The following is a 22,745-nucleotide window of genomic DNA, read 5'->3' on the forward strand; positions in this document are numbered from 1 at the left end:
CGGGTCAGGGCAGCCGCAGCGCGATCACGGCGTTGTGGCCGCCGAACCCGAAGGAGTGGCTGACGGCCCGCCGGACCACGACGGGCCGGGGGGCCTTGGTGACACAGTCGATGTCGAACCCGGGTGCCGGCGCGTCCAGGTTGGCGATCGGCGGGACGAGCTGGTGCTGGAGGGTCAGCACGGTGAGCGCGGCCTCGATGGCGCCCGCCGCCCCCATGCAGTGACCGAGCACGCCCTTGGGCGCGGTGACCGGCGGCCGGTGCGGGTAGGCCCCGGCGATGAGTGCGGCCTCGGTGGCGTCGTTGAGCGGGGTCGCGGTGCCGTGCGCGTTGACGTGGTCGACGTCCTCGGCGCGCCAGTCGGCGTCCCGCAGGGCGGCGTCGACGGCCGCCCTGGCCACCTTGCCTGAGGGGTGCGGGCTGGTGGGGTGGTGGGCGTCGGTGGTCGCCCCCGTGCCCGCGATCAACGCCCTCGGTACCGCCCCCCTGGCCAGGGCGTCCTCGGCCCGCTCCAGCACCATGATGGCGGCCCCCTCGCCCATGACGAGACCCGCGCGGTCCTCGGCGAACGGGCGGCAGAGCCGCGACGGGTCGCCGTCCGGCAGGGCCGCCGCCCCGGACCGGGCCAGGCCGGTCATCGCCACCGGGAAGACGATCGACTCGGTCGCCCCGGCGACGGCGATGTCGCACTGGCCGCTCATCAGCATGTCCCGCGCCACGGACAGGGCGGTGACCCCGGACGAACAGGCCGTGCACGGAGCGAGGCTGGGGCCGGTGGCCCCCAGTTGGATCGCGATCTCCGCGGCGGGCATGTTGGGGATGGTGAGCAGGATGCCCGCGGGCGAGGACGCCTCGGCCCCCAGCCGGTCCAGCACCACGGCCTGCTCGGCGAGGCCCGCCGACCCGCCGCTGCTGGTGCCCACCACGACCGAGACCCGGGCGCCGTCCCAGCCGCCCGGGTCGAGACCGGCGTCGGCCACCGCCTCCCGGGCGGCGAGCACGGCGAACTTGACGTACTTGCCCATCCGGTAGGCGGTCCGGCCGCCGACGGCGTCGTCCAGGTCGATGCCGGTGACCGTGCAGGCGAAGTCGACCGCGCACCCGTCCAGTTCGGGAACCGTACGGGCCGATGACACTCCGGCGAGCACGCCCTCCCAGGTGGAGGCCGTGTCGTTGCCCGCCGGGGTGATCATGCCCAGTCCGGTGACGGCGATCTCGGGCCTCTTCATCGGGTGTTGCTCACCGGCTCCCCGCGACGGGATGCGGTGCGGATGAACTCCGAGATGTCCGCGAGGGTGGCGTCCCGGTGGAGGGTGTCGACGGGGGTGTGGATGCCGAGGGTTTCCTTGATGACGACGGCGAACTCCGCCACCGCGAGTGAGTCCATCTCCAGGCTGTCCATCGTGGACTCCGGGTGAATCTCGGCCGGGGGCACCTTGAACGTATCGGTCAGCACGCCGACAATCTTCGGATGAATGGCCTTCATGATCTTCCTCTTGTATTCGGCACATACCTGGGGGGTGGCGGGCGCGTTCAGTGGGCCCATCTCGGTAACTGGCTGAGCCTCATCTGGTTACGCCTTCCGGCGAACCGATTCCTCTACGCCCACCTGCGACTTCTCCCGCCCCGCCGAGACAACGAAGGCCGTTCCCCAGTACGCCAGCAGAACGGCCTTCACCCCCAGTGAGCCCATGGCCTCGCGTACCCGTCGGACGCGCCCCTGAGAGGCGGCCTCCGCACTCCCTCCCTCGCCGGCCGCCGAACGGCCTGCTCCGTCGGTCACCGCGCGGCCTCCCCTGCCGGGCGGGCGGGAGCCCGGTGCCAGGGGCCTTCGGGGTCGTCGTAGGCGTCGGCGTAGGCGGACCCCGCGATCGGCCGGCCGGCGAAGAGCTCGTCCGGCAGCGCGAAGGAGCGCACCAGCGCGGGGGCGTGCGCGGCGACGGTGGCAACGGTCTCCTCGTACAGATCGGGCAGGGAGCGAACCTGCTCGGCCGTCACCCGGCCGTCGGCCAGCAGTTCCCCGCTGCCCTGCCCGACCTGGCGCAGCAGGAACAACCGCTCGACCTCGGCGAGCCGTTCGCGCGCGGGCCCCGCGGGCAGGGTGGCGCCGGCCTCCGCGAACGCCTCGGCGGCCTGCCGGACCGCGTGCGCCCGCACACCGCGCAGGGCGGCTCCCGAGGCCGCGTTCCAGCGGCCGAGCGCGTTCCCGGGCGGGGCGGCGCCCATCCGCGACCGGGCCCGCGCGAAGCGGAGCGCCTCCAGCGCGGCGAGCAGCCCGCGCAGGAACGCCGGGTCCCGGAGGTCGCCGGGCGCCTCCCCCGTCTCCCCGTCGGCCGCGTGTTCCGGGGCCGCGAGCAGCATCTCGGCCGCCGCCTTGGCGTGCACGGCGAGGTTGTCCCCCTCGGCGGTGATGGTGCCCTCGATGCCGGTGACCAGCGCGGCGAGCCCGTTGTGCTCCAGCAGCCCCTGGGCTCCGCAGCGTTCGCGGCACTCCACGATCACGTCCCTGGCCTGCCAGGTGATCCACCCCTTGGCGACGGCCACCAGCCGCTCCGCGGCGCCCCGGTCCGCCGTGCCCGCCTCCCAGCGGTCGAGCGCCCGGCGGTGCAGCAGACTCATCGCGAACACCGTGGCCAACGCCTCGGCCAGCGGCCCGTGGTGGGTGCGGTGGGCATAGACGGGGACCGCATCGGAGCCGCGCGGGCCGGCGACCGTACGGTGCCCGGCGTAGCGCACGGCGACGGCGAGCGCGACGCGCGCGGAGCCGACCGCGCAGGCGCTCATGGCCAGCTTGCCCGGGGTGACCCTGGCGAGGGAGACGAGCAGGCGCCGCCGCCTGCTCGGGAGCGCGCTGGCGAACTCGCCGCCGCCCCCGACATGTCCCTGCGGCCCGGCGAGCAGCGCGGTACGGGGGACGAAGCAGTCGTCGAACGAGGTGAGGCAGTGGTCCACCGGCGACCCCATCCGGGCCGGCAGCCTGCGCACCCGTACGCCCGGGAGGGCCGCGACGGCGTCGGTGAGCGGGACAAGCAGGAGGAAGACGCCGTGGTCGGTCCCGTCGACGACGAGCCGGGCGGCGACCAGCCCGCTCTTGGGGCCGCCCACCGGGCTGGTGTTGGGCATGAACTTCTGCGCGCCCGCGTGCGGGGTGCGCAGTACGAAGCCGTCGCGCGGGGGGTCGTAGGTGGCGGTCGTCTCCACCTCCGTCGCGTCGTTGCCGTGCGCGACCTCCGTACAGAGGAAGGTGCCGATCTCGTCCATGTGCAGGGGACCGGAGAGATCGCGGCGGCCCTCGGGGTCGTGGTCGAGCAGGCTGCCGAGGAAGAGGTTGTAGTGAATCCCCGCCACCGTGGCGAGGGTGGGGTCGACCGGCCCGAGCCACTCGTGCATCGCGGTGAGGGAGCGTACGTCGGAGGCCAGCCGGGCCGCACTGTCGAGGGAGCGGTTGATCAGCCGCAACCGCTCGTAACTGATGACGAGTTGGTCCTCGGACGTGGCAGATGTGCCGCTCCGGAAAGCCTCGGTGGTGGTCAGCCGGCGCCAGAAGGCGTGCTCCCGGCGGAAGTCGGGGCCGAAGAGTACGGCGGTCAGGGCGTCCGTGACGGCAGGCGGCAGCGCCGCGGTCGGTTGAGGGGTCATGTTCGTTGAACGATCGTGGAAGGGCGAGGACACCCGCCGTCGTGCCGGTACCCGGTGCGTGCGCCCGGCCGGTGCACGCCCCGCGCACGCGGACCGGCCACGAGTGCCTCCGCCCGGAAGCCCGATCCGACGACCGGTCCTCCGTCGGGCGTCGGGCTCGGTCCGGGGCCCGGCGATCAGCCGTTGCGTGTCCGAGAGGATCGCTGGAGGATGCGGGACCGGAGTCGGGCCTCGACTGCTCGTACGAGGAGAAGCGGATGGCGGCATTCGGCCTGCCGGGAGTCAGGCCGTGCGGGAGCGACGCGAACGTGTGACGGGCCCGGTGGCGACCGGGAGCATGTGACACCGCACCAGGCGGGCCGGAGGTCTGCGTCCTGGTGAAACCGGCCTTCCGGGGCGGCGGCTGAGGCTCCATCGGCCGCCGGGAGTAGGTCCTGAGCCCCAGGCGTGCTCCGTCCGCGCCTGGCAGGGTCGTCCCTCATGGAGATCACGGAGAGCGCTGGATACATCCGTCGCGGGACGGCGGAGCGGGTGCGCGTCACGCTGGAGCGGCTCGCCACCGAGCGGGACGTATGGGTGTCGACGGCTCACCCCGTTCATGGGCCGCACCAGGTGCCGCTGTGGTTCCTGTGGGACGGGCGATCGGTGTGGATGTGCACCGGCGCCGCGTCGGCGACCGCGCGGAACGTCCGCGTGGAACCGCGCGTGCGCCTGTCCCTGCCGGACACCTCGGACGTGGTGCTTCTCCGGGGTGAGGCGGAGTGCTTCCCCGGCGACGAGGTGCCCCGGGACGCGGCGGAGGCGTTCGCCGACAAGTTCGGCTGGGATCCGCGCGGGGAGGAGGGCTCCTTCCTGTACGTACGCGTGGTCCCGAGGACCGTACGCGCCTGGCGTGGCGAACCGGAGCTGCGCGGGCGGGTGGTCATGCGCGACGGACCTGGCTGGAATGAGGCGGGTTCCCCACTGACGCACTGACGCGCCTCTGCCGGTGCGCGCCGCTCACCATCCGTCAGGCCCGCTGGAAGGCCAGCGCCACGTTGTGGCCGCCGAAGCCGAAGGAGTGGCTCACGGCGGTCTCGACGAGCTGGCCGCGCGGCTCCTTCACCACGCAGTCGAGCTCGAACGCGTCGGTCACCGAGTCGAGGTTGGCGATCGGCGGTACGAGCGCGTGCTCCAGCGTCAGCACGGTGGCGACGGCCTCGATGGCTCCGGCCGCCGCGAGGGTGTGTCCGACGACGCCCTTGGGGGCGGTGACCGTGGGCGCGTGCGGGAAGAGGCGGCCGATCAGGGCGGTCTCCATCGCGTCGTTGAGCAGGGTGGACGTGCCGTGGGCGTTGACGTGGTCGACGTCGCCGCGCGCCCAGCCGGCCTGCCGCAGTGCCTCCTCCACCGCGCGTTGCGCACCCCTGCCGTCCGGTTCGGGCGCCGTGGGGTGGTAGGCGTCCGTACTGGAACCGGCCCCGACGAGCAGCGCGCGGGTGCGCCCGCCCCTGGCCCGTGCATCGCCCTCGCGTTCGAGTACGAGCATGGCGGCGCCCTCGCCCATGACGAAGCCGTCCCGGTCCGCGGCGAAGGGGCGGGAGGCGCTCGCCGGGTCGTCGGACCGGGTGGAGAGGGCGCCCATCCGGGCGAACGCGGTGACGACGAGGGGGGTGAGGACGGATTCGGAGCCGCCGGCCACCACGATGTCGCACTGGCCGCTGTCCAGCAGATCGCGGGCGACGCTGATGGCCGTCGCTCCGGAGGCGCAGGCGGTGACGGGGGCGAGACTCGGACCGCGGGCGCCGAGCGCGATGGCCACTTCCCCGGCGGCGGCGTTCGGGATCATCATGGGGACCAGCAACGGTGACACGGCGTCCGGTCCGTCGTCGGCCAGTCTGCGGGCGTTGTCGACGAGGACCGAGACACCGCCCACGCCCACTCCGAGCACCACGCCGACCCGGCCGCCGTCCCAGCGCGCGGGGTCGTGCCCGGCGTCGGAGACCGCCTGCCGGGCGGCGACGAGGGCCAGTTTCACGAACCGTGCCATCCGCCACACGGAGCGTCCGCCGATCGCGCCGTCGAGGTCGACGGTGTCCACCGGGCAGGCGAAGTCGACGGGCAGTCCGGCGAGTTCGTCGCAGCGGCGGGCCATGGACCGGCCGGAGCAGAGCCCTGCCCAGAAGGAGTGCTCGTCCGCTCCGGCCGGGGTGACCACCCCGAGACCGGTGACGGCGACGACGGCACCGCCCGGGTTTCCGTGGTGCGCGCCGCGTGGCGCGGGGCGGCAGGCCGCTCTCGCCGACTCGGCGGACCGGTCCCGGGAAGTGGCCCTGGTGCTTTCGTCAGCAGACTGCGACATGCTCTGTTCCTTCCGTCGTGGTCGTCGGCAGGGCCCCCGGCCAGCGGAGTGCCGCGGAGCCCCAGGTGAGCCCGCCTCCGAACGCGGTGATCAGCACGTGGTCCCCCGCACGGAGGCGCCCCCGTTCCTCGGCGTCCGCCAGCGCCAGCGGGATGGAGGCGGCGCCGGTGTTGCCCACCCGGTCCAGATGGGTGACGCAGCGGTCCGGCCCGATGCCGACACGCTCGGCCACGGCGCTCATGATGCGGCCGTTGGCCTGGTGCGGCACGAAGTGGTCGACGTCGGCGGGGTCCCAGCCCACCGAGGTCAGCAGCGTCCGGCAGGACGCGGTCATCCGCAGCACGGCGTGTTCGTAGACCGTGCTGCCCCGCATCCGGAAGAAGGCGTCCTTCTCGGCGGGCGGTCCGACGGTGGCGCGGGCGCGGGCGCCGCCGCCCGGCACGGTGATCAGGTCGTGGCCCGTACCGTCGCTGCCCAGGTCGAAGGCGAGGAGTTCACCGGCGTCGCCGCTGTGTCCGGCGGCGACCAGCGCGGCCCCCGCCCCGTCGCCGAAGACCACTCCGGCCGACCGGTCCCCGGGGTCCAGCCAGGTGGAGTAGACGTCGGCGCCCACCAGGAGAATCCGGCGGTAGAGGCCCGAGGCGACCAGCCCGTGGCAGACGGCGAGTCCGTAGACGAAGCCGCTGCAGACGGCCGCGATGTCGAAGGCGGGGACCGTCCCCAGGCCGAGCCGGGCCGCGAGGGCGGGCGCCGTGCCCGGGCAGAGGTGGTCCGGGGTGGCCGTAGCGAGCACCAGCGCGTCCACCCGGCCGGGCGCGGCCCCGTCGACCAGCCGGCGGGCCGCCTCGTGCGCGAGATCCCCGGTGGAGAGCCCGGGACCGGCCCGGTGCCGGCTCACGATGCCCGTACGACGCCGCACCCACGCGTCGTCCACGCCCCACGCCGCGGGCAGCGCGTCATTGCCCACCGGCTTTCCCGGCACCCATCCCGCGACGCCTTCCAGCACCGCCGTACGTACGCCGCCACCGGCGCCCGTTGCCGCCCGTCCGCTCGTCACCCGTCGCCCCGCTCCCCTGATCGGCCCGTACCCTGTCATGCGAACGGCGCAACACACAGTGCGGATGCGTTCGACACCGCCGAACGGGTGACTGACGTTCACCTGTACGAGTGGAGATCGGCTCAACAGGTGGCGGAGTGCGGCTCGGTCACCATTCCCCCCGCCGGCCTGCCCCGGTCGTCTCCGCGGAACTCCCGGGCAGCCCGGCCGGGCGTGGGACGGAGCTTCAGGAACCGTCCCCATCTCCCGCCTCTCCGTACCGCCGTTCGAACTTGGCGACCTGTCCCTCCGCATCGACGACACGGGCATGGCCGGTATGGAAGGGGTGGCTCTCGGCGGAGATCTCGACGTCGACGACGGGGTAGCTCCGGCCGTCGTCCCAGTCGATGGTCTGCTCGCTGGACGCGGTGGACCGCGTGAGGAAGGCGTATCCGGCCGACCGGTCGCGGAACACGACGGGCCGGTAGTCGGGGTGCTTGTCCTGCTGCATGACTGGCTCCCGGGGGCGATGGAACGGATGGGCAGGCCCCGCCCTCTCCCCTTCCGGTGGAACGGGTGGGACGGATGCGGTTCCGACCACCTTCTCCAGCCCGGCCCCCGGACGCGATCCCTGACCGCCCGTACGGGGCGCGGGCCAGGCCGTTCACGGTTCGGGCGCCCGGCGCACACGGTCCCGGGGCGCGTCGCGGTCACCGGCCCGGAGCGGGCGGGGCCTGCCCCCCCGACGCCCCCCGCACCAAGATCATCCCCAGGCGGTGCGCAGGTCATCCACGCGCGGTCTCCCGGAGTTCATCTCACGCCGCTACGTTCTCGCGGGCACACCTCGTGACCCGGCCCCCGCTCGGGCGACTGCCGGGCCCATGGCGTGTGCGCACGACCGAACTCCTCTCCCCCCGGAGGCCCATGATGACGCTCACGACCGCCGAGTTGCCGCTCGCCGCTCCCCCACCGCTGGAACAGGCACTCCTGGAGCGGGAGTCCGCTGTACGGGCACTCACGGAAAGGGAGTTCGCGGCGCGGGAATCCACGGCGCGGGAATCCACGGAAGGCGAGCCCGGGAACGCGGCCGAGAACGCGGACTCCCCCGCGGTCGCCGCGCCGGCCGCCGAACTCCACCTCTCCCGGCGGCTGATGCTGCGCGGTGCCGCCGTCGCGCTCGGCGCGCTCGCCACCGGCTCCGCCGCCGGGGCGGCCGCGGCGCCCACCGCCGAGGCGGCCGAGTACGTCCTGCCCCAGGGCTACAACGGCGACATCTCGGACCTCAGGCACGTGGTGATCCTGATGCAGGAGAACCGCTCCTTCGACCACTACCTCGGCCAGCTCCCCGGCGTGCGCGGGCACGACGACAAGCAGGCGCTGACCTTCCAGGACGGCACGAGCGTCTTCCAGCAGCGGGCCGCGGACGGAACGGTCGTCGCGCCGTCCGCCTCCACCGCCACCTGGGGCGACAACCACAACTTCTACGGCGCGAACGAGGGCCGCTGGAACACCTGGGTGCAGGACAAGGGCGCGAGCTGCATGCGCTACTACACCCCCGGCCACATGCCGTGGATGTACTCGCTGGCGAGCCAGTACACCGTCTGCGACATGAACTTCTGCTCGCTGCACGGCCCGACCATCCCCAACCGCTACTACCTGATGACCGGTACCTCGCACGGCGAGACCTCCAACGCCGGGCAGAACGACTACAGCCGCGACTGGCTGACGGTGCCCGAGCAGCTCCAGCGGGCCGGCATCGACTGGCGGGTCTACAGCGACAACAGCGGCAACGGCCTCAAAGGCGCCCTGCAGAGCGGCTTCGTCGGCGACTACGGCTGCAACGTCACCAACAGCTTCCGGGCCTTCGACCCCCGCTCGGCCGGCCCCGAGGACCTGGAGCCGGGCACCGGCAGGATCTGGAAGGCCAACTCCTTCCTCTACTCCGGGGCCACCACCCCCGACGACGACTCCGACGCGAACCTCGACGCGGTCCTGCGCGATCTCGCCGCCGCCTGCGAGCCCGGCGCGGAGCACCCGCTGCCGGAGGTCTCGTGGGTGGTGATGCCGGCCGCGTGGAGCGAGCACCCCAACTTCGACACCGTGCACGGCGAGCGCTACATGGACAAGGTGCTCCGCACCCTCCAGAGCAACCCCGCCGTCTGGGACCACACCCTGGTGGTCATCACCTACGACGAGAACGACGGGAAGTTCGACCACGTCCTGCCGCCGCGCCCCGAGGCGGGCACGCCCGGCGAGTTCTCCGGCACCACACCGTACGGGTTCGGGCCGCGGGTGCCGATGCTGCTGGTCTCACCGTGGACACGCGGCGGATACGTCGCCTCCGAGGTCTTCGACCACACCTCGACCGTGAAGTTCCTGGAGACCTGGGCCGCCCACCTCGGCAAGCCCTTCACCTGCCCGAACATCACCGACTGGCGGCGCGCCGTCTCCGGCGACCTGACCAGCGCCATCGACTTCGCCCACCCGCAGCCCGGTCCCGCCGACATCGCCGACCCGGTGAACGGCACGCCCCCGCCGATGTCCCCGGACGGGATGAAACCGCGAGGGCTCTCCTTCCATCCGCACGCCACGCTCACCGAGAACCGCTCGGCGGGCACGGTGACCGCCACCATGACGTTGTCCGGCGGCCCGGACGGCAAGGCGGTCAGCCTCCAGGTCTTCCCCGACAGGTACCTGCCGTTCACCAACACCCCGTACACGGTCTCCGCCCCGGCGCCGCGCCTGCACACCTGGGACGCGAGGAAGACGGACGGGAAGTACGCCTTCTCCGTGTACGGCCCCGACGGTTTCGTGCGCTCCTTCGCCGGCCGGCTCGTCCCCGCGGCCCAGAAGAACATCGCGGTACCACGCGTCGAAGCCGAGCTGGTCCCCGGCACGGAGGCCGAGGTCCGCCTCACCCTGCGCAACGACGGCGCCCAGCCGGTCCGCTACACCCTCACCGCCCACGACTACCTCGGCGGCACCCAGAGCTACAGCGTCGCCGGCGGGGCCGCCACCACCGTCGGATGGCCGACGCGGCTCGGCTACTACGACGTCGTCATCACCGCCGACACCGGCACCGGCTGGACCCAGCGGTACGCCGGCCGCGTGGCGACGGTCCGGGGGGCGGGAGCATGAGACCGCGTACCCGCCACCACGCGGCCCGACTGGCCGCGCTGGTCCTGCTGCTCACCTCCACCACCCTGCTCGCGGGGCCGGCGGGAGCGGCAGCGCCCGCCCCGCACGCCGCCGCGACGGCGGCCACGGACGTGCCCGCCCCGGACGTCCTCGCCGTCGACTTCGCGGAGCGCACCCCCGCCGACCACGCTCAGGGGCTCGCGCCCGCCGTCAAGGGCGTACCGCAGATCACCAGGGACCCGGGCGCCGGAAAGCCGGTGGCCACCTTCGACGGCACCTCGGACGCGTACACCTATCCGTTCGCCGGCCAGTGGTCCAAGCTCACCGGCGGCTTCTCCGTCGGGTGCCGCTTCCGCTGGAACGGTGCGACGGTCCCGGCCACCGGGCAGAAGGCGATCTGCTCGAACGCCCAGTCCGGCGGGGCCGATCTCCAGATCGACAGCGGCCGGCTGGCCTTCTCGGTGAACGTCGGCGGCTACACGTACACCCGCGCCCCGATCGTCGCCGGCCGCTGGTACGACGCGGTGGCGACCTGGGACGGCCAGGACGTCAAGCTGTACGTGGACGGAGTGCTCGCCTCGGCCGCGGCGGCGGCGGGCGCGCTCACCGCCCCCGCGTCCGGCGCGCAGAACTGGACGCTGGGCGCCGACTCGGCTGCTGCCGGGGGCATCGAGTCCCCCGCGCCCGTCAGCATCGCCACCGCCGACGTGTGGGGCCGCGCGCTCACGGCCGGTCAGGTCGCCGCCTTCTCCGAGCGGAACAGCGCCCCGCCCTCCGGAGCGCCCGACTGCACCGCGTACCAGGACGGAGTCGCCGACGCCGCCGACGCCCCGGCCGGCACGGTCGTCCTGGACGAGGACTTCTCCGGGCCCGATCCGGCCGCCTGCTGGAACCGGGCCACCGGATCGGAGCCCTGGACGGTGGCCGGCGGACGGCTCACCGGCCGTTCACCGGTCGCCGGGGACCAGCCGGTGCTGACCTTCGGGCCGCACCTGGACGACTACCTCTTCGAGGCCACGGCCCGCTTCGACGGGGTGCTGCGGCCGGACGACCCGTGGTTCGCGCTGATCGCGGACACTCCCGCCAACGGGGTTCGCCCCTACCCGGCGTTCGCGGTCCGCAGCGGCACCACGGCGGCCGACGGCGTCCGTGCCTTCGTCCAGTCGCCCACCGCGGTCACGGCCCTCGCCGGTGCGCCCTCCGGCACCGGCCTGGGCACCGGCACCGAGGCGCGCCTCGCGCTGGAGGTGCACGGCACGACCGCCGATTTCCTTGTCGACGACCGGCTCGTCCTCGCGGGGGTGACGCTCCCCCGCACCGCCACGGGGGTGGTTGGCCTGGTCCTGGACTCCGCGACGGTCTCCTTCGACGACCTCCGGGTCACCAAGCTGGGCCCGCTGTCCACCACCGGCTTCATGACCGACATGTTCCGGCTGCCCGCCGCGCCCGTCTCCTCCGCCGTCCGCCGGCCGCTCGCCGGCCTGTGGCAGGCGGGCTGGACGCGGCCGGGCGGGGCCGGGGTGGCGTTCCGCAAGGTCTCCGGTGACCCCTGGCTGGACGTGAGCGCCGACGGCGTCGTCACCGGCGCCGTGCCCGCCGAGGTCCCGCAGGACGAGGGCGCGCTCACCGTCGAGGCCACCGACGGCACGACAACGGCCCGCATCCTCCTCCAGGTCCCGGTCGCGGCGGCCGGCGCGGCCCCGCAGTTGCAGAGCGCGTCGTGGAACGCCTGGGACGGCGGCAGCCACGTCACCGACGCGGTGGCCAAGAACGTCGCCGTGATCGCCACCCAGGGCATCACCCTGGCCGGGTTCCAGGACGGCGGCGCGGCGATGGCCCGCGAGGTCGGCGCCGCACTCGGCTGGAACGTCTACGCCTCCGGCGATCTGGGCATCGTCTCCGCCTACCCGATCGGCGACGCGGACCGGGTCGCCCCGACCGACGCCGCCCCGGCCGCGGCCGTCACCCTGGACGTGGCGGGTACTCCGGTACGGGTCTGGAACGCGCGCCTCGACGAGGCCGACTACGGCCCCTACCGCGCCTGCTTCGACGGGGCCACCGACCTCGCGGCGCACGAGCGGACCACCACGCGTTACGCCCAGGCCCGCGCCGTGGCCCAGAAGATGGCGGCCGACGTCTCCGGGGACGCCCCGGTGCTGCTCCTCGGCGACCTGGCCTCGCCCTCGTCCGCCGACTGGACGGACCACACCAGCGGCTCGCACTGCGGTGCCGGCGCCGTGGACTGGCCGGTTCCGGACGTCTTCGCCGGTATCGGTCTGACCGACTCGTTCCGCGTCGCCGCGCCCGACCCGGAGACCGACCCGGGAGACACCTGGTCCCCGGTCGTCTCCACCGGCCCCGACGGGAAGGAGGAGCCGCAGGACCGCGTCGACTACGTCTGGTACTCGGGTGACGCCCTGCACGTCGACGAGGCGCACGCGCTGACCGTCGGCTGGCCCTCCGAGGACGACGTGGCCGGCAACTCCTGGGCCTCCGACCACGCCGCCGCCGTCACGACCTTCACCCTCGGCGAAAGCGCCACGGCCCCCCTCCCGGAGCCTCCGGCCGTCTCGGTGGCCGACCGGACCGTCGCCTACCAGGCCGGCCACGGGCCCGCGGACGCCGCCGCGTTCCTCGCCGATGTGCACGCCGCCGCCGATCCGGCCGACGCGGTACTGAGGGCCGACCTCTCCGGCGTCGATTTCGGCACGCCCGGCTGGTACACCGCCCTGATCACCGCCGTGCACGGCCGCTCCACCTCGGACCCGGTGGCGGAGACCGTGCGCGTCGCGCCGCTGCCCGGCCTGGTCCTGTCCGCCACGACCGCCGCCTTCACCGTCGGCGACACCGTGGACGAGCCCGCCGTACTGGCGGCGCTGCAACCGGTCCTCGACGTCCCGGGCACGGTCCGCGTCGACCTGACGGCCGTCAGAACCCTGACGCCCGGCCGCTATCCGGTCACCGTGACCGCCACCGACGCGTGGGGCTTCACCACCACCCTGCCCGCCACCGTCGAGATCGCCGGCGCCCCGCCCACCGTCTGGAACCCCGACGGGACCTACGAAACCGGTTCCACCGTCACCTTCCGCGGCGCCCTCTACCAGGCGTCCTGGTGGACCCGGAACCAGACCCCCGGCGACCCGTACGGCCCCTGGCAGGAGATCGGCGCCACCGAGGACGGCACCGCCGTCTGGACTCCGTCCAGGATCTTCCGAACGGACGACGTGGCGGTCTACCGGGGAACGGTGTACCGGGCGAAGTGGTACACCCGCAACCAGGCCCCGGGAGACCCGAACGGGCTCTGGTCAAAAATTCATTGACAGCGCGTCAACCACGTGAATGCCGGAGCCCGGCCCGCCAGGGCCGGGCTCCGGCGTCTCCCCCCGGGCCGCCCTCAGCCCTCGTGTACGGACTCCAGCGCGTCGGCGACCGTCGAGAGGAAGCGGGCGTGCGCGTGCGGGCTGCACAGGGGTTCCGGGTTCCACGGCACGACGAGCGTTCCGGCGTCGAGCAGCTCGGCCCACTCCGGCTGGGCGCGGAGGCTTTCCAGGGGCGCCGCGTTGACGCGTACGTCCGTCAGCAGCACGTGCGGCGCGAGGGCGGCCACCTCCGCCCAAGGGGCCGTGTGCCAGTTGACGCCGGGGCCCGCGGGCGGGTCGACGAGGCCGACGCCCAGTTCGTCCAGGGCCGCCAGCTCGGGCCACTGGGCGGGGCGGGCGACGTACGCCTGGTCCAGGTCGGCCGGGGAGAGCGCCACCACCCGGACCGCGCCGGCGGATACGGAGGCGCGCAGCCGGGCCCGGGCGGCCTCCAGCTCCTCGTCCGCCCGGGGGAGTTCGTCCGCGCCCAGCGAGCGCGCCAGCTCGGCGAAGCGGTCGGACGTCCCGGCCAGCGTGCGCGACTGTCCGACGTCGATCACGACGACCGGGACCTGCTCCTCCAGGTGCTTGGCGGTGTCCGGGCCGAGTCCGTACACCTGGCCGCCGCCGTAGCTGACGGCCACCACCAGGTCGGGCGCGTCGCGCAGCAGGGTGTCCACGTCGAGCGCGGTACCCGCGCCCAGGTAGGCCACCTCGTCCACCGGGAGTTCCCCGCTCTTCGCCGGGTCGATCCCGGCGCCGTCGTGGCCCGAGCCGAAGACGCCGCGGGACCGGACGCCCAGGTCCCAGAGGGTGGCGCCCGCCTGGACGTACGCCAGCACCCGCGAAGGGGTCCGCTCGGCCCGGGACACCCGGCCCCGGTCGTCCGAGAAGCGCCACCCGCTCTGTTCCGTCACGTTCCCCACCCCTTGATGCGTGCTCTTCCGCCGGCCACCGGCCCCCTTCGCACAGATGTACCTGCCCAACTCCTCGCCGCCGCACCCCTCGGCCCCGGACCGGCGTCGCGACCCCCGCGGGGGCGCTCCGGTGCCGACGGGGAAGCCGCCTCGCGCTTCTTCACGCGGGCGGAAACCCGGTTTCGCCCTGCTTCGATCAAGAAACACTCCTTGCGACCGGCACGCCCCGCCCCGGACGGAAGAATGCGCCCATGCCCGCGACCGCTCTCAAGGCAGCCCTGGCCCTGCCCCTCGTCGCCGCGCTCGGCCTCGCCCCTTCCGCGCGCGGAACGGCCCCCGGGACCGCGCCGGACAGCCCTCGCGAGGTGACCGGACGGCCGACCGCCTCCTGCCCGGTGGTCGACGTACTCACCGTGTACACGCCGAAGGCAGCGGCGGCGGTCGGCGGTGTGCACCGGGTGCCGGTGTCGGCGCAGGAGATCGCCACGCGGATGAACGAGTCCCTGCTCGCGAGCGGGGTCTGCGGCTCCATCCGGATCGTGCACCCGTACACGGCGAAGGGGTACGAGGGCTCCGACGAGTTCGACGCGGCGTACGAAGGGCTCCGCGAGGGCACCGATCCCGCACTCGGGCCGACCGCGCGGCAGCGCCGCGACCGGCACGGGGCGGACCTGGTGACGCTCGTGGTGGACGCGTCCGGACGGGGCGGCGGCACGGGGGACTACACCCCCCGGCTCACCGCCGACTCGGACGCGTACGCCTACGCGGTCGTGGACGTCCAGGGCATCGCGCTCGACTCGGCGAGCCACGAGATCGGCCACAACCTGGGTCTGGCCCACGACCGTACGACGCTCGCAGATGGGGCCGAGGGGGCCATGGAGGTCAGCAGCACCCGCCCGTACAACACCGGCTGGGTCACCGAGGACCGCGAGTACTACACGATCATGGCCTACCGCGCTGCCTGCGGTGAGCACTGCCGCCGCATCAGCCGCTTCTCCAGCGCCCGGGGCACCTGGAAAGGCCGCCGCCTCGGGGACGCGGCCAACGACAGCGCCCGGGTACTGCGGGAGACGATGCCGGTCGTCGCCGGGTACCGCGACGCCCCGTGAGGCGACCCGCCGGACACGGCGGCGGGCCGCGCGGCCAGGACGGCTACTGGAGTCCGGCGCTGTCGGTGCTCCGGCCGAGGTAGGTCAGCGGCCCGGGGTCGGGCACGTCGATCCCGTGGAATCCGAGCCGGTCGTAGAAGATCCTGGCCGGCTTGTTGGCCGTCAGCATCGAGAGGTACACGTCGGCGACCCCCTTGGCCCGCAGCGCGTCGAGGAACGTGCGCATCAGTTCCCGCCCGTGGCCCTTGCGCTGCCACGGCGGCAGCAGGTCGATGTGCAGATGGGCCGGGTACGCGGCGACCTGCGGACCGAGCATGTGCTCGGGGCGGTGCAGGAGCGCGATCATCTCCTCGGTGGGCGTGGTGGGCGGCTTGTCGGAGGCCGGGAAGCGGCCGGCCACCAGCGGGAGCCAGCGCTCCCGGAAGGCGGTGGCGAAGGCCGTGGTGTCGGCCGTGCCCAGCACGTATCCGACCGCCCGTCCCGAGCCGTCGTCCAGCACGAAGGCGAGATCGGGTTCGAGGTACGCGTACGGCGCGGCGAACAGGCTGGGCATCAACTCCTGATCGGCGTAGATGTGCCGGGAGTCACCGCCGTTGTCGGCCGTCCGGACACAGATGCCGGCGAGCGCGGCACGGTCACCGGGGCGGTAGGAGCGTATGTACGCGGGCTGTCCCATGGCCGGGAGCATGCCACCTTGGGAGCGCTCCCACAAGGTCCGTCCGGGCACGCGGGACGGATCGGGCGGCGCCCCGCACCGCCCGGTCAGCCCCCTCCGCCGGCCCCCTCGGCCGCCGCCTCGCCGCCCCCTTGCGAGGGGACCGTCGGCAGCGCTTCCCGGGCCTTCCGTTCCGCGGCCAGCTCGACGTTGAACTGGGCTCCGGCCAGCAGGGCCAGGTTGGTGAACCAGACCCAGATGAGGAAGACGACGAGCCCCGCGAGGGAGCCGTACAACCGGCTGTAGGCGGCGACGTGCGTGGCGTAGAGCGCGAACCCCGCGGAGGCGACGAGCCAGAGCACGGCCGCGAGCACTCCGCCGGGCAGCCCCTGCCGTGTGCCGCGCACCGAGCGCGGTCCCGTCCGGAAGAGGACCGTGATGAGACAGGTGACCAGCACCAGCAGGACCGGCCACTTGAGGAACCACCACAGGGCCTGTCCCGCCTCGGCGAGCCCGAGCCTGCGGGCCGCCCAGCGGGCGAGCGGTCCGGTGAGCACCAGCACGAACGCGCTGGTCAGCATCAGCAGGAGCAGGCCGATCGCGGAGGCGACGATGGTGTGCGCGTTGCGCAGCGCCGGACGGGTGTCGCGCTCGTGGTGCATGGCGTGCAGGGCGCGGCGGAAGACCGCGAGGTAGCTGGAGGCCGACCAGACGGCGCTGACGCTGCCGGTGGCGACCAGCACCCAGCCCGCGGCGCGCTGCTCGGTGGCGGCCAGCAGCGGCTGGCGCAGGGCCGCACCGGACTCCGCCGGGGCGAAGGCCGTGATGTCCGTGATCAGCGCGGCGGTGGCGTCGGGGCTGGCCAGGCCGATGACGGAGACGGTGACCAGCAGGGCGGGCAGCAGGGCGAGGATGGCGTAGTACGTCTGAGCGGCGGCCCAGTCGGATATGTCGTCGTTCCACAGCGAGACGGGGGTCCGTCGCAACGCGGCGGACCAGGCGGCGGCGCGGCCGTCGGCCGGGTGGGCGTCGACCGCCTCGCGGGCAGGGGCAACGGACTTGCGGAACACGCGTCGCTCCGGGGGACGTGGACGGGATGGGGCACGCCGGACGCCCGTGCTGGTCGCACGGTCACGCCGCGTGTGCCGTCCTTTGTCTCATGCCTCGGTTTCGCGGGAGTACACCGCCACCCCGGATGCCCCGGTCCGGCCGGTGCCGGGGCGACGACGCGGGGCAGCCGTCCGGCCGTCAGTCGTTGACGGCCGTGAGGAGGACCACCGCGTCCTCCAGCGCCAGCAGCCCGTGCCGCTCCCTGGGGATCGGCCCCAGACCGCCGGCCATCAGCTCCACGTCGCCGGAGGGCGCGGTGATGCGGACCGCACCGCGGAGCACCAGGAGGGAGGCGGCGAGCGGAGCGTTGTGCTCGTCCAGCGCGGAGCCGGAGGTGAGGGCGATCACCGTCTGGCGCAGCGGAGGCTGCTGGAGCAGGCGGTGCGCGCTGCGCCCGTGGGGGGAGCTGCGCGCCGCGGCGAGGTGCTCGTCCGCGAGGGCGTTGAGGTCGTTCATACCGCCACTCTGCCGCAGCGCCCGCGGGCCCGCCGCCGGAGCGTGGCGTACAACGAGCCTCGCCGGGGCGGTCGGGCCCACCCCGTAGACTCGGCGGATGGCTAAGTATTTCGACGTGCATCCCGAGAACCCTCAGCGACGCACGATCAGCACGGTGGCCGATCTCATCCGTTCGGACGCCCTGGTCGCGTACCCCACGGACTCCTGCTACGCCCTCGGGTGCCGGCTGGGCAGCCGGGAGGGGATCAACCGCATCCGGTCGATCCGGCATCTCGACGACCGCCACCACTTCACCCTGGTGTGCGAGAACTTCGCCCAGCTGGGCCAGTTCGTCCAGATCGACAACGACGTCTTCCGCGCGATCAAGGCGGCGACGCCCGGCAGCTACACCTTCATCCTGCCCGCGACGAAGGAGGTGCCGCGCCAGCTGCTGCACCCGAAGAAGAAGACCGTGGGCGTCCGCATCCCCGACCATGCCGTGGTCCAGGCCCTGCTGAGCGAGCTCGGTGAACCGCTGCTCTCCAGCACGCTGCTGCTTCCCGACGAGGAGGAGCCGCTGACGCAGGGGTGGGAGATCAAGGAGCGGCTCGACCACGAGGTGGACGCGGTGGTGGACTCCGGCGACTGCGGGACGGAACCGACCACGGTCATCGACTTCTCGGACGGAGAGGTCACGGTCGTGCGCAAGGGGGCGGGAGACACGACCCGGTTCGAGTGAGTCTCTCCGCGTCGTCCGTCGCGTGGGCCCGTACCCGCTCGTGTCGTGGAGGCTGCCGTACGGGCTCGTGTGCACGGCACGGGCCCGACGTGAACAGCGTGGGACGGCACGGGCGACGCGTGGGGCCCGCTTACCGGCCCCCACGGCTCTTCCGGCGCCCTCGGCTCAGCCGAGCAGTGCACCGCCCGGGGTGGGCAGCGTTCCGCCCGACGTGAGGAGTTCGCCCGCCCGGCCGACCTCGTGGTCGGGCCGGCGCACCCAGCGTCCGACCGCGCACTCCGCCGTGATACCGGGGCCGAATCCGGCGATGAGGCCCTGCGCGTCGTCGTCCGCGCCGCCGTCCTCGAAGAGCCGGGCCAGCGCGTCGAAGACCACGGAACTCGCGATGTTCCCCCGCTCGGTGAGGGTGGCCCTGCTGTAGCGGAACATCCCCGGCGGCAGCTGGAGGAAGTGGCAGAGGTCGTCGAGGATGCGCGGGCCGCCCGCGTGCACGATGAAGAAGTCCATGGCCTGCACCGACCATCCGTGCAGGTCGACCAGGTTCTGGAGCACCGGGGCGAGCATCTCCATGGTGCCGGGGACCCGCCGGTCGAGCAGGAAGTGGAATCCGGTGTCGCGGACCGCGTAGGAGATCCAGTCCTCGGTGCCGGGCACCAGGTGCGAGGCGTTGCGTTCGAGTCGCATTCCGGCGCCGCCCTCGCCCCGGACGACGACCGCCGAGACTGCGTCGCCGAACAGGCCGTTGGAGAGCAGGGATCCGACGCCGATGTCGGTGGGCTGGTAGCAGAGCGAGCAGAACTCGCAGGACACGATGAGGACGTTGGACTGCGGATAGGCCCGGCAGAAGTCGTGGGCCCGGTTGATGGCCGCCCCGCCGGCGGCGCAGCCGAGCTGGGCGATCGGCAACTGCCGGGTCTCCGACCGGAAGCCCATGGTGTTGATCAGCCAGGCCGTCAGCGACGGCATCATGAAGCCCGTGCAGGAGACGTAGACGATGAGGTCGATCTCGGCCGCCTCGACCTCGGCGTACTCCAGTGCCCGGCCCACGACTTCGGGGACCCTCTTCTTGGCCTCGGCCTCGTACACCCTGTTGCGCACCTCGAAGCCGGGGTGGCGCAGCGTCTCCTCGATCGGCTGGACGAGGTGGCGGGTCTGCACTCCGGTGTTCCGGATGAGCCTCAGGACCAGGTCGCGCTGGGGGTGGCCGTCGTGGGTCTCGCGGGCGAGGTCCAGGGTCTGCTGCATCGTGATGACGTGTTCGGGCACAGCGATGGCCGGGCGGCACAGGGTCGCCATGGGTTCTCCTCGTGTCTGGGAGCGGAGGCTCACGTCACCATGTGACGGGCAGGGCGAGCGGGTAGCGCCAGATCGACGTGGTGTTCCAGCGGATGTCCTCCACCGGTGCGTCGAGGCGCAGGTGCGGGAACCGGCGGAGCAGCGACGAGAACGCGGTCTCCAGTTCCATCGTGGCGAGCGGGGCTCCCAGGCAGTGGTGGGCTCCCCAGCCGAAGGTCATGTGGGGGATGGACGGCCGGTCGGGGTCCAGGTCGTCGGGGCGCTCGAACTTCTCGGCGTCGCGGTTGGCGGTCAGGTAGGACACGTGCACCACGTCACCGGCGGAGATGCAGACGCCACCGAGTTCCACGTCCACCAGGGCGACCCGGGGGATGCCGACGCCCTTGCGGAACGGGATGTGGCGCAGGAGTTCCTCCAGGGTGCGGGGCAGGCGCTCCGGGGAGTCGCGCAGGGTCCGGGTGAGTTCGGGGCGGACGAGCAGCGAGTAGGCGATGTTGCCGAGTTGGTAGGTGGTGGTGTCCTGTCCGGTGATGAGCAGGACCATGGCCATGACGGTCAGTTCGTCGTCACCGAGGAGTTCGTCGCCGTCGCGTGCGGTGGCGAGGGTGGAGATGAGGTCCTCGCCGGGCGACCGGCGGCGGCGGGCGGTGAGTTCGCCGAAGTAGGCGCGGAGTTCCGCCTTGGCGCGGACGGCGTCCTCCTTGCCGGCGGCTCCGACATTCATCATGGTGAGGGCGTGGGAGCGGAGCCAGGGCCGGTCCGGCTCGGGGATGTCGAGCACTTCGCAGATGGTGACGAGTGGCAGGGGCGCGGCGACCGCCGCCATGAAGTCGGCCGGGGTTCCGCCGTCCTCCATCGTGTCGAGCAGCTGGTCGACGATGCGCTGGGTGCCGACGCGCATGGCGTCGATGCGGCGGGCGGTGAAGCTCTTGGCCACCAGGCTCCGGAGCCTGCTGCTGGCCGGCGGGTCCATGAGGTTGATGGCCTCGTCCTGGACGATGGGTTCGGGGGTCATCCGGGGGAAGTCCCGTCCCGTCACCGCGCTGCGGCTGAAGCGCCGGTCGGTGGTGACCGTGCGGACGTCCTCGTACCGGGTGACCAGCCAGGCGTCCCCTTCTCCGTACGGCATCCGGATGCGGGACACCGGCGCGGTGGTCAGCAACTCCTTGAGCTGGGGGTCGAACTCCAGCTGGTGCGCGAAGTCGAAGGGGCAGCTGCGTACGGTTTCCGTGCTCTCCACCGAGGTTCTCCCAGGGACCGGGCCGGCTGATGGGTGGTCAGATCCGCCCCCCGACCAGGACCGGACCCCGGCTTTATTCCCGTCACTCTGTGAAACATGTTAGCCACGCTGTGTAGTCAGCCGATCAGGGGGTGCGTGGGCGGCGCACGGGACCGAAGGGCGCATGGCCGGTGACCCGCACGAATGAATTTGCGCCCGCGTGCGCGCCTCGCTGGTAGGGCTCACTGGGCCGCGTCCGAACCAGGGCACGGCCGGAACCAGCACATCGAGCACGTGGAAGAGGCGCGACCATGACAGACATCGACGACCGTTCGACCGCCGGCCCGAACCCCCTCCCCGGACGCCGGGGGTTCGTACTGACGGGGGTCGGTCTCGCCGGGGCGGTGGCGGGTGCGCCGGACGCCTTCGCGGCACCGGTCCGGCGGCCGGAAGCGGCGGACGAGGTGGCACGGAAGGCCGCGGTGCCGTTCCACGGACCGCACCAGTCGGGCATCGTGACACCGCAGCAGGCGTTCGTCGCGTTCGTCGCCTTCGACGTGCTCGCCACGGACCGGAGCGGACTGGCCGACGTCTTCGACGTGTTGACGAAGCGGGCGAGGGCCCTCACCGCGGCCTCCGCACAGGGTGGCCCCGACGACCGTCTGACCATCACGGTCGGCGTCGGGGCGCCCCTCTTCGACGGCCGCTTCGGCCTGCGGTCGCGCCGGCCCGCGGGGTTGCGGACCATGCCCGCGTTCCCCGGGGACGACCTCGACCCGGACGCCTGCCACGGGGACCTGTCGGTCCAGGTCTGCGCGGAGCACCCCGACGCCGTCCTGGGGGTGATGCGTGATCTGCAGCTGGCGCTGCGGGGGTCGGCCGCCCCGAGGTGGCGGAGCGACGGGTTTCTCAACCCGCCCCGGCCGAGCGGCGCGCCGCGCAGCATCGTCGGATTCAAGGACGGCATCTCCCACCCGGACACGACGTCCGAGCGGGAGATGGACCGGGTGCTGTGGCTGGGTTCGCGCAGCGGGGCGCCCGCCTGGGCCTGGGGCGGCTGCTACCAGGTACTGCGGACGACCCGGCTGCGGGTCGAGGCGTGGGACCGGCTGCCGGTGTCCGAGCAGGAGCGCGCCTTCGGCCGGAACAAGGCGACGGGTGCTCCGCTGACCGGCACCAAGGAGACGGACCTTCCCGACTACCGGTCGGACCCGGACGGCCGGAAGATCTCCTTCGACTCGCACATCCGCCGGGCGAACCCGAGGACGCCCGAGACGGCCGACTCGCTCCCGCTGCGCCGCAGTTACAACTTCGACCGCGGCCTGGCGCCCGATGGTGCGCTCGACGTGGGGCTGAACTTCTGCTGCTACCAGCAGGACATCGGGCGGCAGTTCGAGGCGGTGCAGCGGCGCCTGGACGGCGAACCCCTCGCGGACTTCACCGTCACGCGGGGCGGCGGCTACTTCCTCGTGCTGCCCGGCGTGAAGGACGCGAAGGACAGGCTCGGGGCGAGCCTGCTGGCCGACTGAGGTCTCCTCGGGGGGAGATACGGAGGGCCCGGGGAGCGCGACGGCGCCTCCCCGGGCCCTTCCTTGTCAGAACCCTTTACGCGCCTGACATGCACCGGTAATTTCCTGGGCGCAAGAGATTGCAGAAAGATTCTGACAGCCATTGCCGTCGGAATCCTTCCGCTCGCCCGAACCCCGAGGCGCGTCCGGGTTCTCCGGCGGGATCTCGGCCGATGCCCGTACCG

18 protein-coding genes are annotated in these 22,745 nt (G+C 73.2%); 6 read left to right on the forward strand and 12 right to left on the reverse strand.

Annotated elements, in window-relative coordinates; all coding sequences use genetic code 11:
• Nucleotides 1-4: 4 nt before the first annotated feature.
• The 3 genes from ACWCSV_RS28500 to ACWCSV_RS28510 form a co-directional block, all read right to left on the reverse strand.
• Nucleotides 5-1,228: a beta-ketoacyl-[acyl-carrier-protein] synthase family protein gene (locus ACWCSV_RS28500; protein ID WP_451147031.1), complete on the reverse strand. Its 1,224-nt coding sequence runs from the start codon at nucleotides 1,226-1,228 to the stop codon at nucleotides 5-7.
• Entirely contained in the window at nucleotides 1,225-1,485 is a 261-nt protein-coding gene (locus tag ACWCSV_RS28505) for an acyl carrier protein (RefSeq protein ID WP_451147033.1), read from the reverse strand. Before ACWCSV_RS28505 ends, ACWCSV_RS28500 begins: the two co-directional genes overlap by 4 nt.
• A gap of 293 nt (nucleotides 1,486-1,778) precedes the next feature.
• Nucleotides 1,779-3,638: an acyl-CoA dehydrogenase family protein gene (locus ACWCSV_RS28510; RefSeq protein ID WP_451147035.1), complete on the reverse strand. Its 1,860-nt coding sequence runs from the start codon at nucleotides 3,636-3,638 to the stop codon at nucleotides 1,779-1,781.
• 480 nt (nucleotides 3,639-4,118) lie between these two features.
• Between ACWCSV_RS28510 and ACWCSV_RS28515 the strand changes: the two genes are divergently transcribed.
• Nucleotides 4,119-4,613: a pyridoxamine 5'-phosphate oxidase family protein gene (locus tag ACWCSV_RS28515; protein WP_451147037.1), complete on the forward strand. Its 495-nt coding sequence runs from the start codon at nucleotides 4,119-4,121 to the stop codon at nucleotides 4,611-4,613.
• Nucleotides 4,614-4,647: 34 nt separating this feature from the next.
• On the opposite strand, the gene ACWCSV_RS28520 is transcribed toward ACWCSV_RS28515, so the two are convergent.
• The 3 genes from ACWCSV_RS28520 to ACWCSV_RS28530 all read right to left on the reverse strand — a co-directional run bounded on the left by ACWCSV_RS28520 (nucleotide 4,648) and on the right by ACWCSV_RS28530 (nucleotide 7,526).
• The gene (locus tag ACWCSV_RS28520; protein WP_451147039.1) at nucleotides 4,648-5,979 is read right to left on the reverse strand and encodes a beta-ketoacyl-[acyl-carrier-protein] synthase family protein; all 1,332 of its coding nucleotides are present in this window, start codon (nucleotides 5,977-5,979) and stop codon (nucleotides 4,648-4,650) included.
• Entirely contained in the window at nucleotides 5,963-7,036 is a 1,074-nt protein-coding gene (locus ACWCSV_RS28525; protein WP_451147041.1) for a beta-ketoacyl-ACP synthase 3, read from the reverse strand. Before ACWCSV_RS28525 ends, ACWCSV_RS28520 begins: the two co-directional genes overlap by 17 nt.
• A 226-nt stretch (nucleotides 7,037-7,262) precedes the next feature.
• Nucleotides 7,263-7,526 carry a type B 50S ribosomal protein L31 gene (locus tag ACWCSV_RS28530; protein ID WP_451147043.1) on the reverse strand — a complete coding sequence of 88 codons (264 nt, stop codon included), beginning with the start codon at nucleotides 7,524-7,526 and terminating at the stop codon, nucleotides 7,263-7,265.
• A 416-nt stretch (nucleotides 7,527-7,942) separates the two neighbouring features.
• On the opposite strand from ACWCSV_RS28530, the gene ACWCSV_RS28535 reads away from it, so the two are divergent.
• A complete protein-coding gene (locus ACWCSV_RS28535; protein ID WP_451147045.1) occupies nucleotides 7,943-10,153 on the forward strand; it encodes an alkaline phosphatase family protein in 2,211 nt (736 codons plus the stop codon).
• Nucleotides 10,150-13,473 (forward strand): LamG-like jellyroll fold domain-containing protein, encoded by a 3,324-nt coding sequence (locus tag ACWCSV_RS28540; protein ID WP_451147047.1) that lies wholly within the window; start codon nucleotides 10,150-10,152, stop codon nucleotides 13,471-13,473. Before ACWCSV_RS28535 ends, ACWCSV_RS28540 begins: the two co-directional genes overlap by 4 nt.
• Before the next feature lie 74 nt (nucleotides 13,474-13,547).
• Here ACWCSV_RS28540 and ACWCSV_RS28545 read toward each other — a convergent pair whose 3' ends face one another.
• The gene (locus ACWCSV_RS28545; protein WP_451147049.1) at nucleotides 13,548-14,429 is read right to left on the reverse strand and encodes an ABC transporter substrate-binding protein; all 882 of its coding nucleotides are present in this window, start codon (nucleotides 14,427-14,429) and stop codon (nucleotides 13,548-13,550) included.
• A gap of 251 nt (nucleotides 14,430-14,680) precedes the next feature.
• On the opposite strand from ACWCSV_RS28545, the gene ACWCSV_RS28550 reads away from it, so the two are divergent.
• On the forward strand, nucleotides 14,681-15,538 hold the full coding sequence (locus tag ACWCSV_RS28550; protein ID WP_451147051.1) for a M12 family metallo-peptidase: 858 nt from the start codon (nucleotides 14,681-14,683) through the stop codon (nucleotides 15,536-15,538).
• 43 nt (nucleotides 15,539-15,581) lie between these two features.
• Here ACWCSV_RS28550 and ACWCSV_RS28555 read toward each other — a convergent pair whose 3' ends face one another.
• From ACWCSV_RS28555 to ACWCSV_RS28565, 3 genes are all read right to left on the reverse strand, one after another.
• A complete protein-coding gene (locus ACWCSV_RS28555; protein ID WP_451147053.1) occupies nucleotides 15,582-16,214 on the reverse strand; it encodes a GNAT family N-acetyltransferase in 633 nt (210 codons plus the stop codon).
• Nucleotides 16,215-16,300: 86 nt separating this feature from the next.
• Nucleotides 16,301-17,263, reverse strand: coding sequence for a YihY/virulence factor BrkB family protein (locus tag ACWCSV_RS28560; RefSeq protein WP_451147055.1), 963 nt, complete (start codon nucleotides 17,261-17,263; stop codon nucleotides 16,301-16,303).
• A gap of 178 nt (nucleotides 17,264-17,441) precedes the next feature.
• Nucleotides 17,442-17,759 carry a cupin gene (locus ACWCSV_RS28565; protein ID WP_451147057.1) on the reverse strand — a complete coding sequence of 106 codons (318 nt, stop codon included), beginning with the start codon at nucleotides 17,757-17,759 and terminating at the stop codon, nucleotides 17,442-17,444.
• Nucleotides 17,760-17,856: 97 nt separating this feature from the next.
• Here ACWCSV_RS28565 and ACWCSV_RS28570 point away from each other — a divergent pair, with 97 nt between their 5' ends.
• Nucleotides 17,857-18,477 (forward strand): L-threonylcarbamoyladenylate synthase, encoded by a 621-nt coding sequence (locus ACWCSV_RS28570; RefSeq protein ID WP_450778401.1) that lies wholly within the window; start codon nucleotides 17,857-17,859, stop codon nucleotides 18,475-18,477.
• Between the two features lie 165 nt (nucleotides 18,478-18,642).
• Here ACWCSV_RS28570 and ACWCSV_RS28575 read toward each other — a convergent pair whose 3' ends face one another.
• A complete protein-coding gene (locus tag ACWCSV_RS28575; protein WP_451147059.1) occupies nucleotides 18,643-19,806 on the reverse strand; it encodes a type III polyketide synthase in 1,164 nt (387 codons plus the stop codon).
• 1 nt (nucleotide 19,807) lies between these two features.
• Nucleotides 19,808-21,013, reverse strand: a complete 1,206-nt coding sequence (locus tag ACWCSV_RS28580) for a cytochrome P450 (protein WP_451147061.1) — start codon at nucleotides 21,011-21,013, stop codon at nucleotides 19,808-19,810.
• A gap of 290 nt (nucleotides 21,014-21,303) precedes the next feature.
• Between ACWCSV_RS28580 and ACWCSV_RS28585 the strand changes: the two genes are divergently transcribed.
• Entirely contained in the window at nucleotides 21,304-22,521 is a 1,218-nt protein-coding gene (locus ACWCSV_RS28585) for a Dyp-type peroxidase (protein ID WP_451147063.1), read from the forward strand.
• The last annotated feature ends 224 nt before the right edge of the window (nucleotides 22,522-22,745 follow it).

Source organism: Streptomyces sp. NPDC001770 (genome assembly GCF_053596135.1).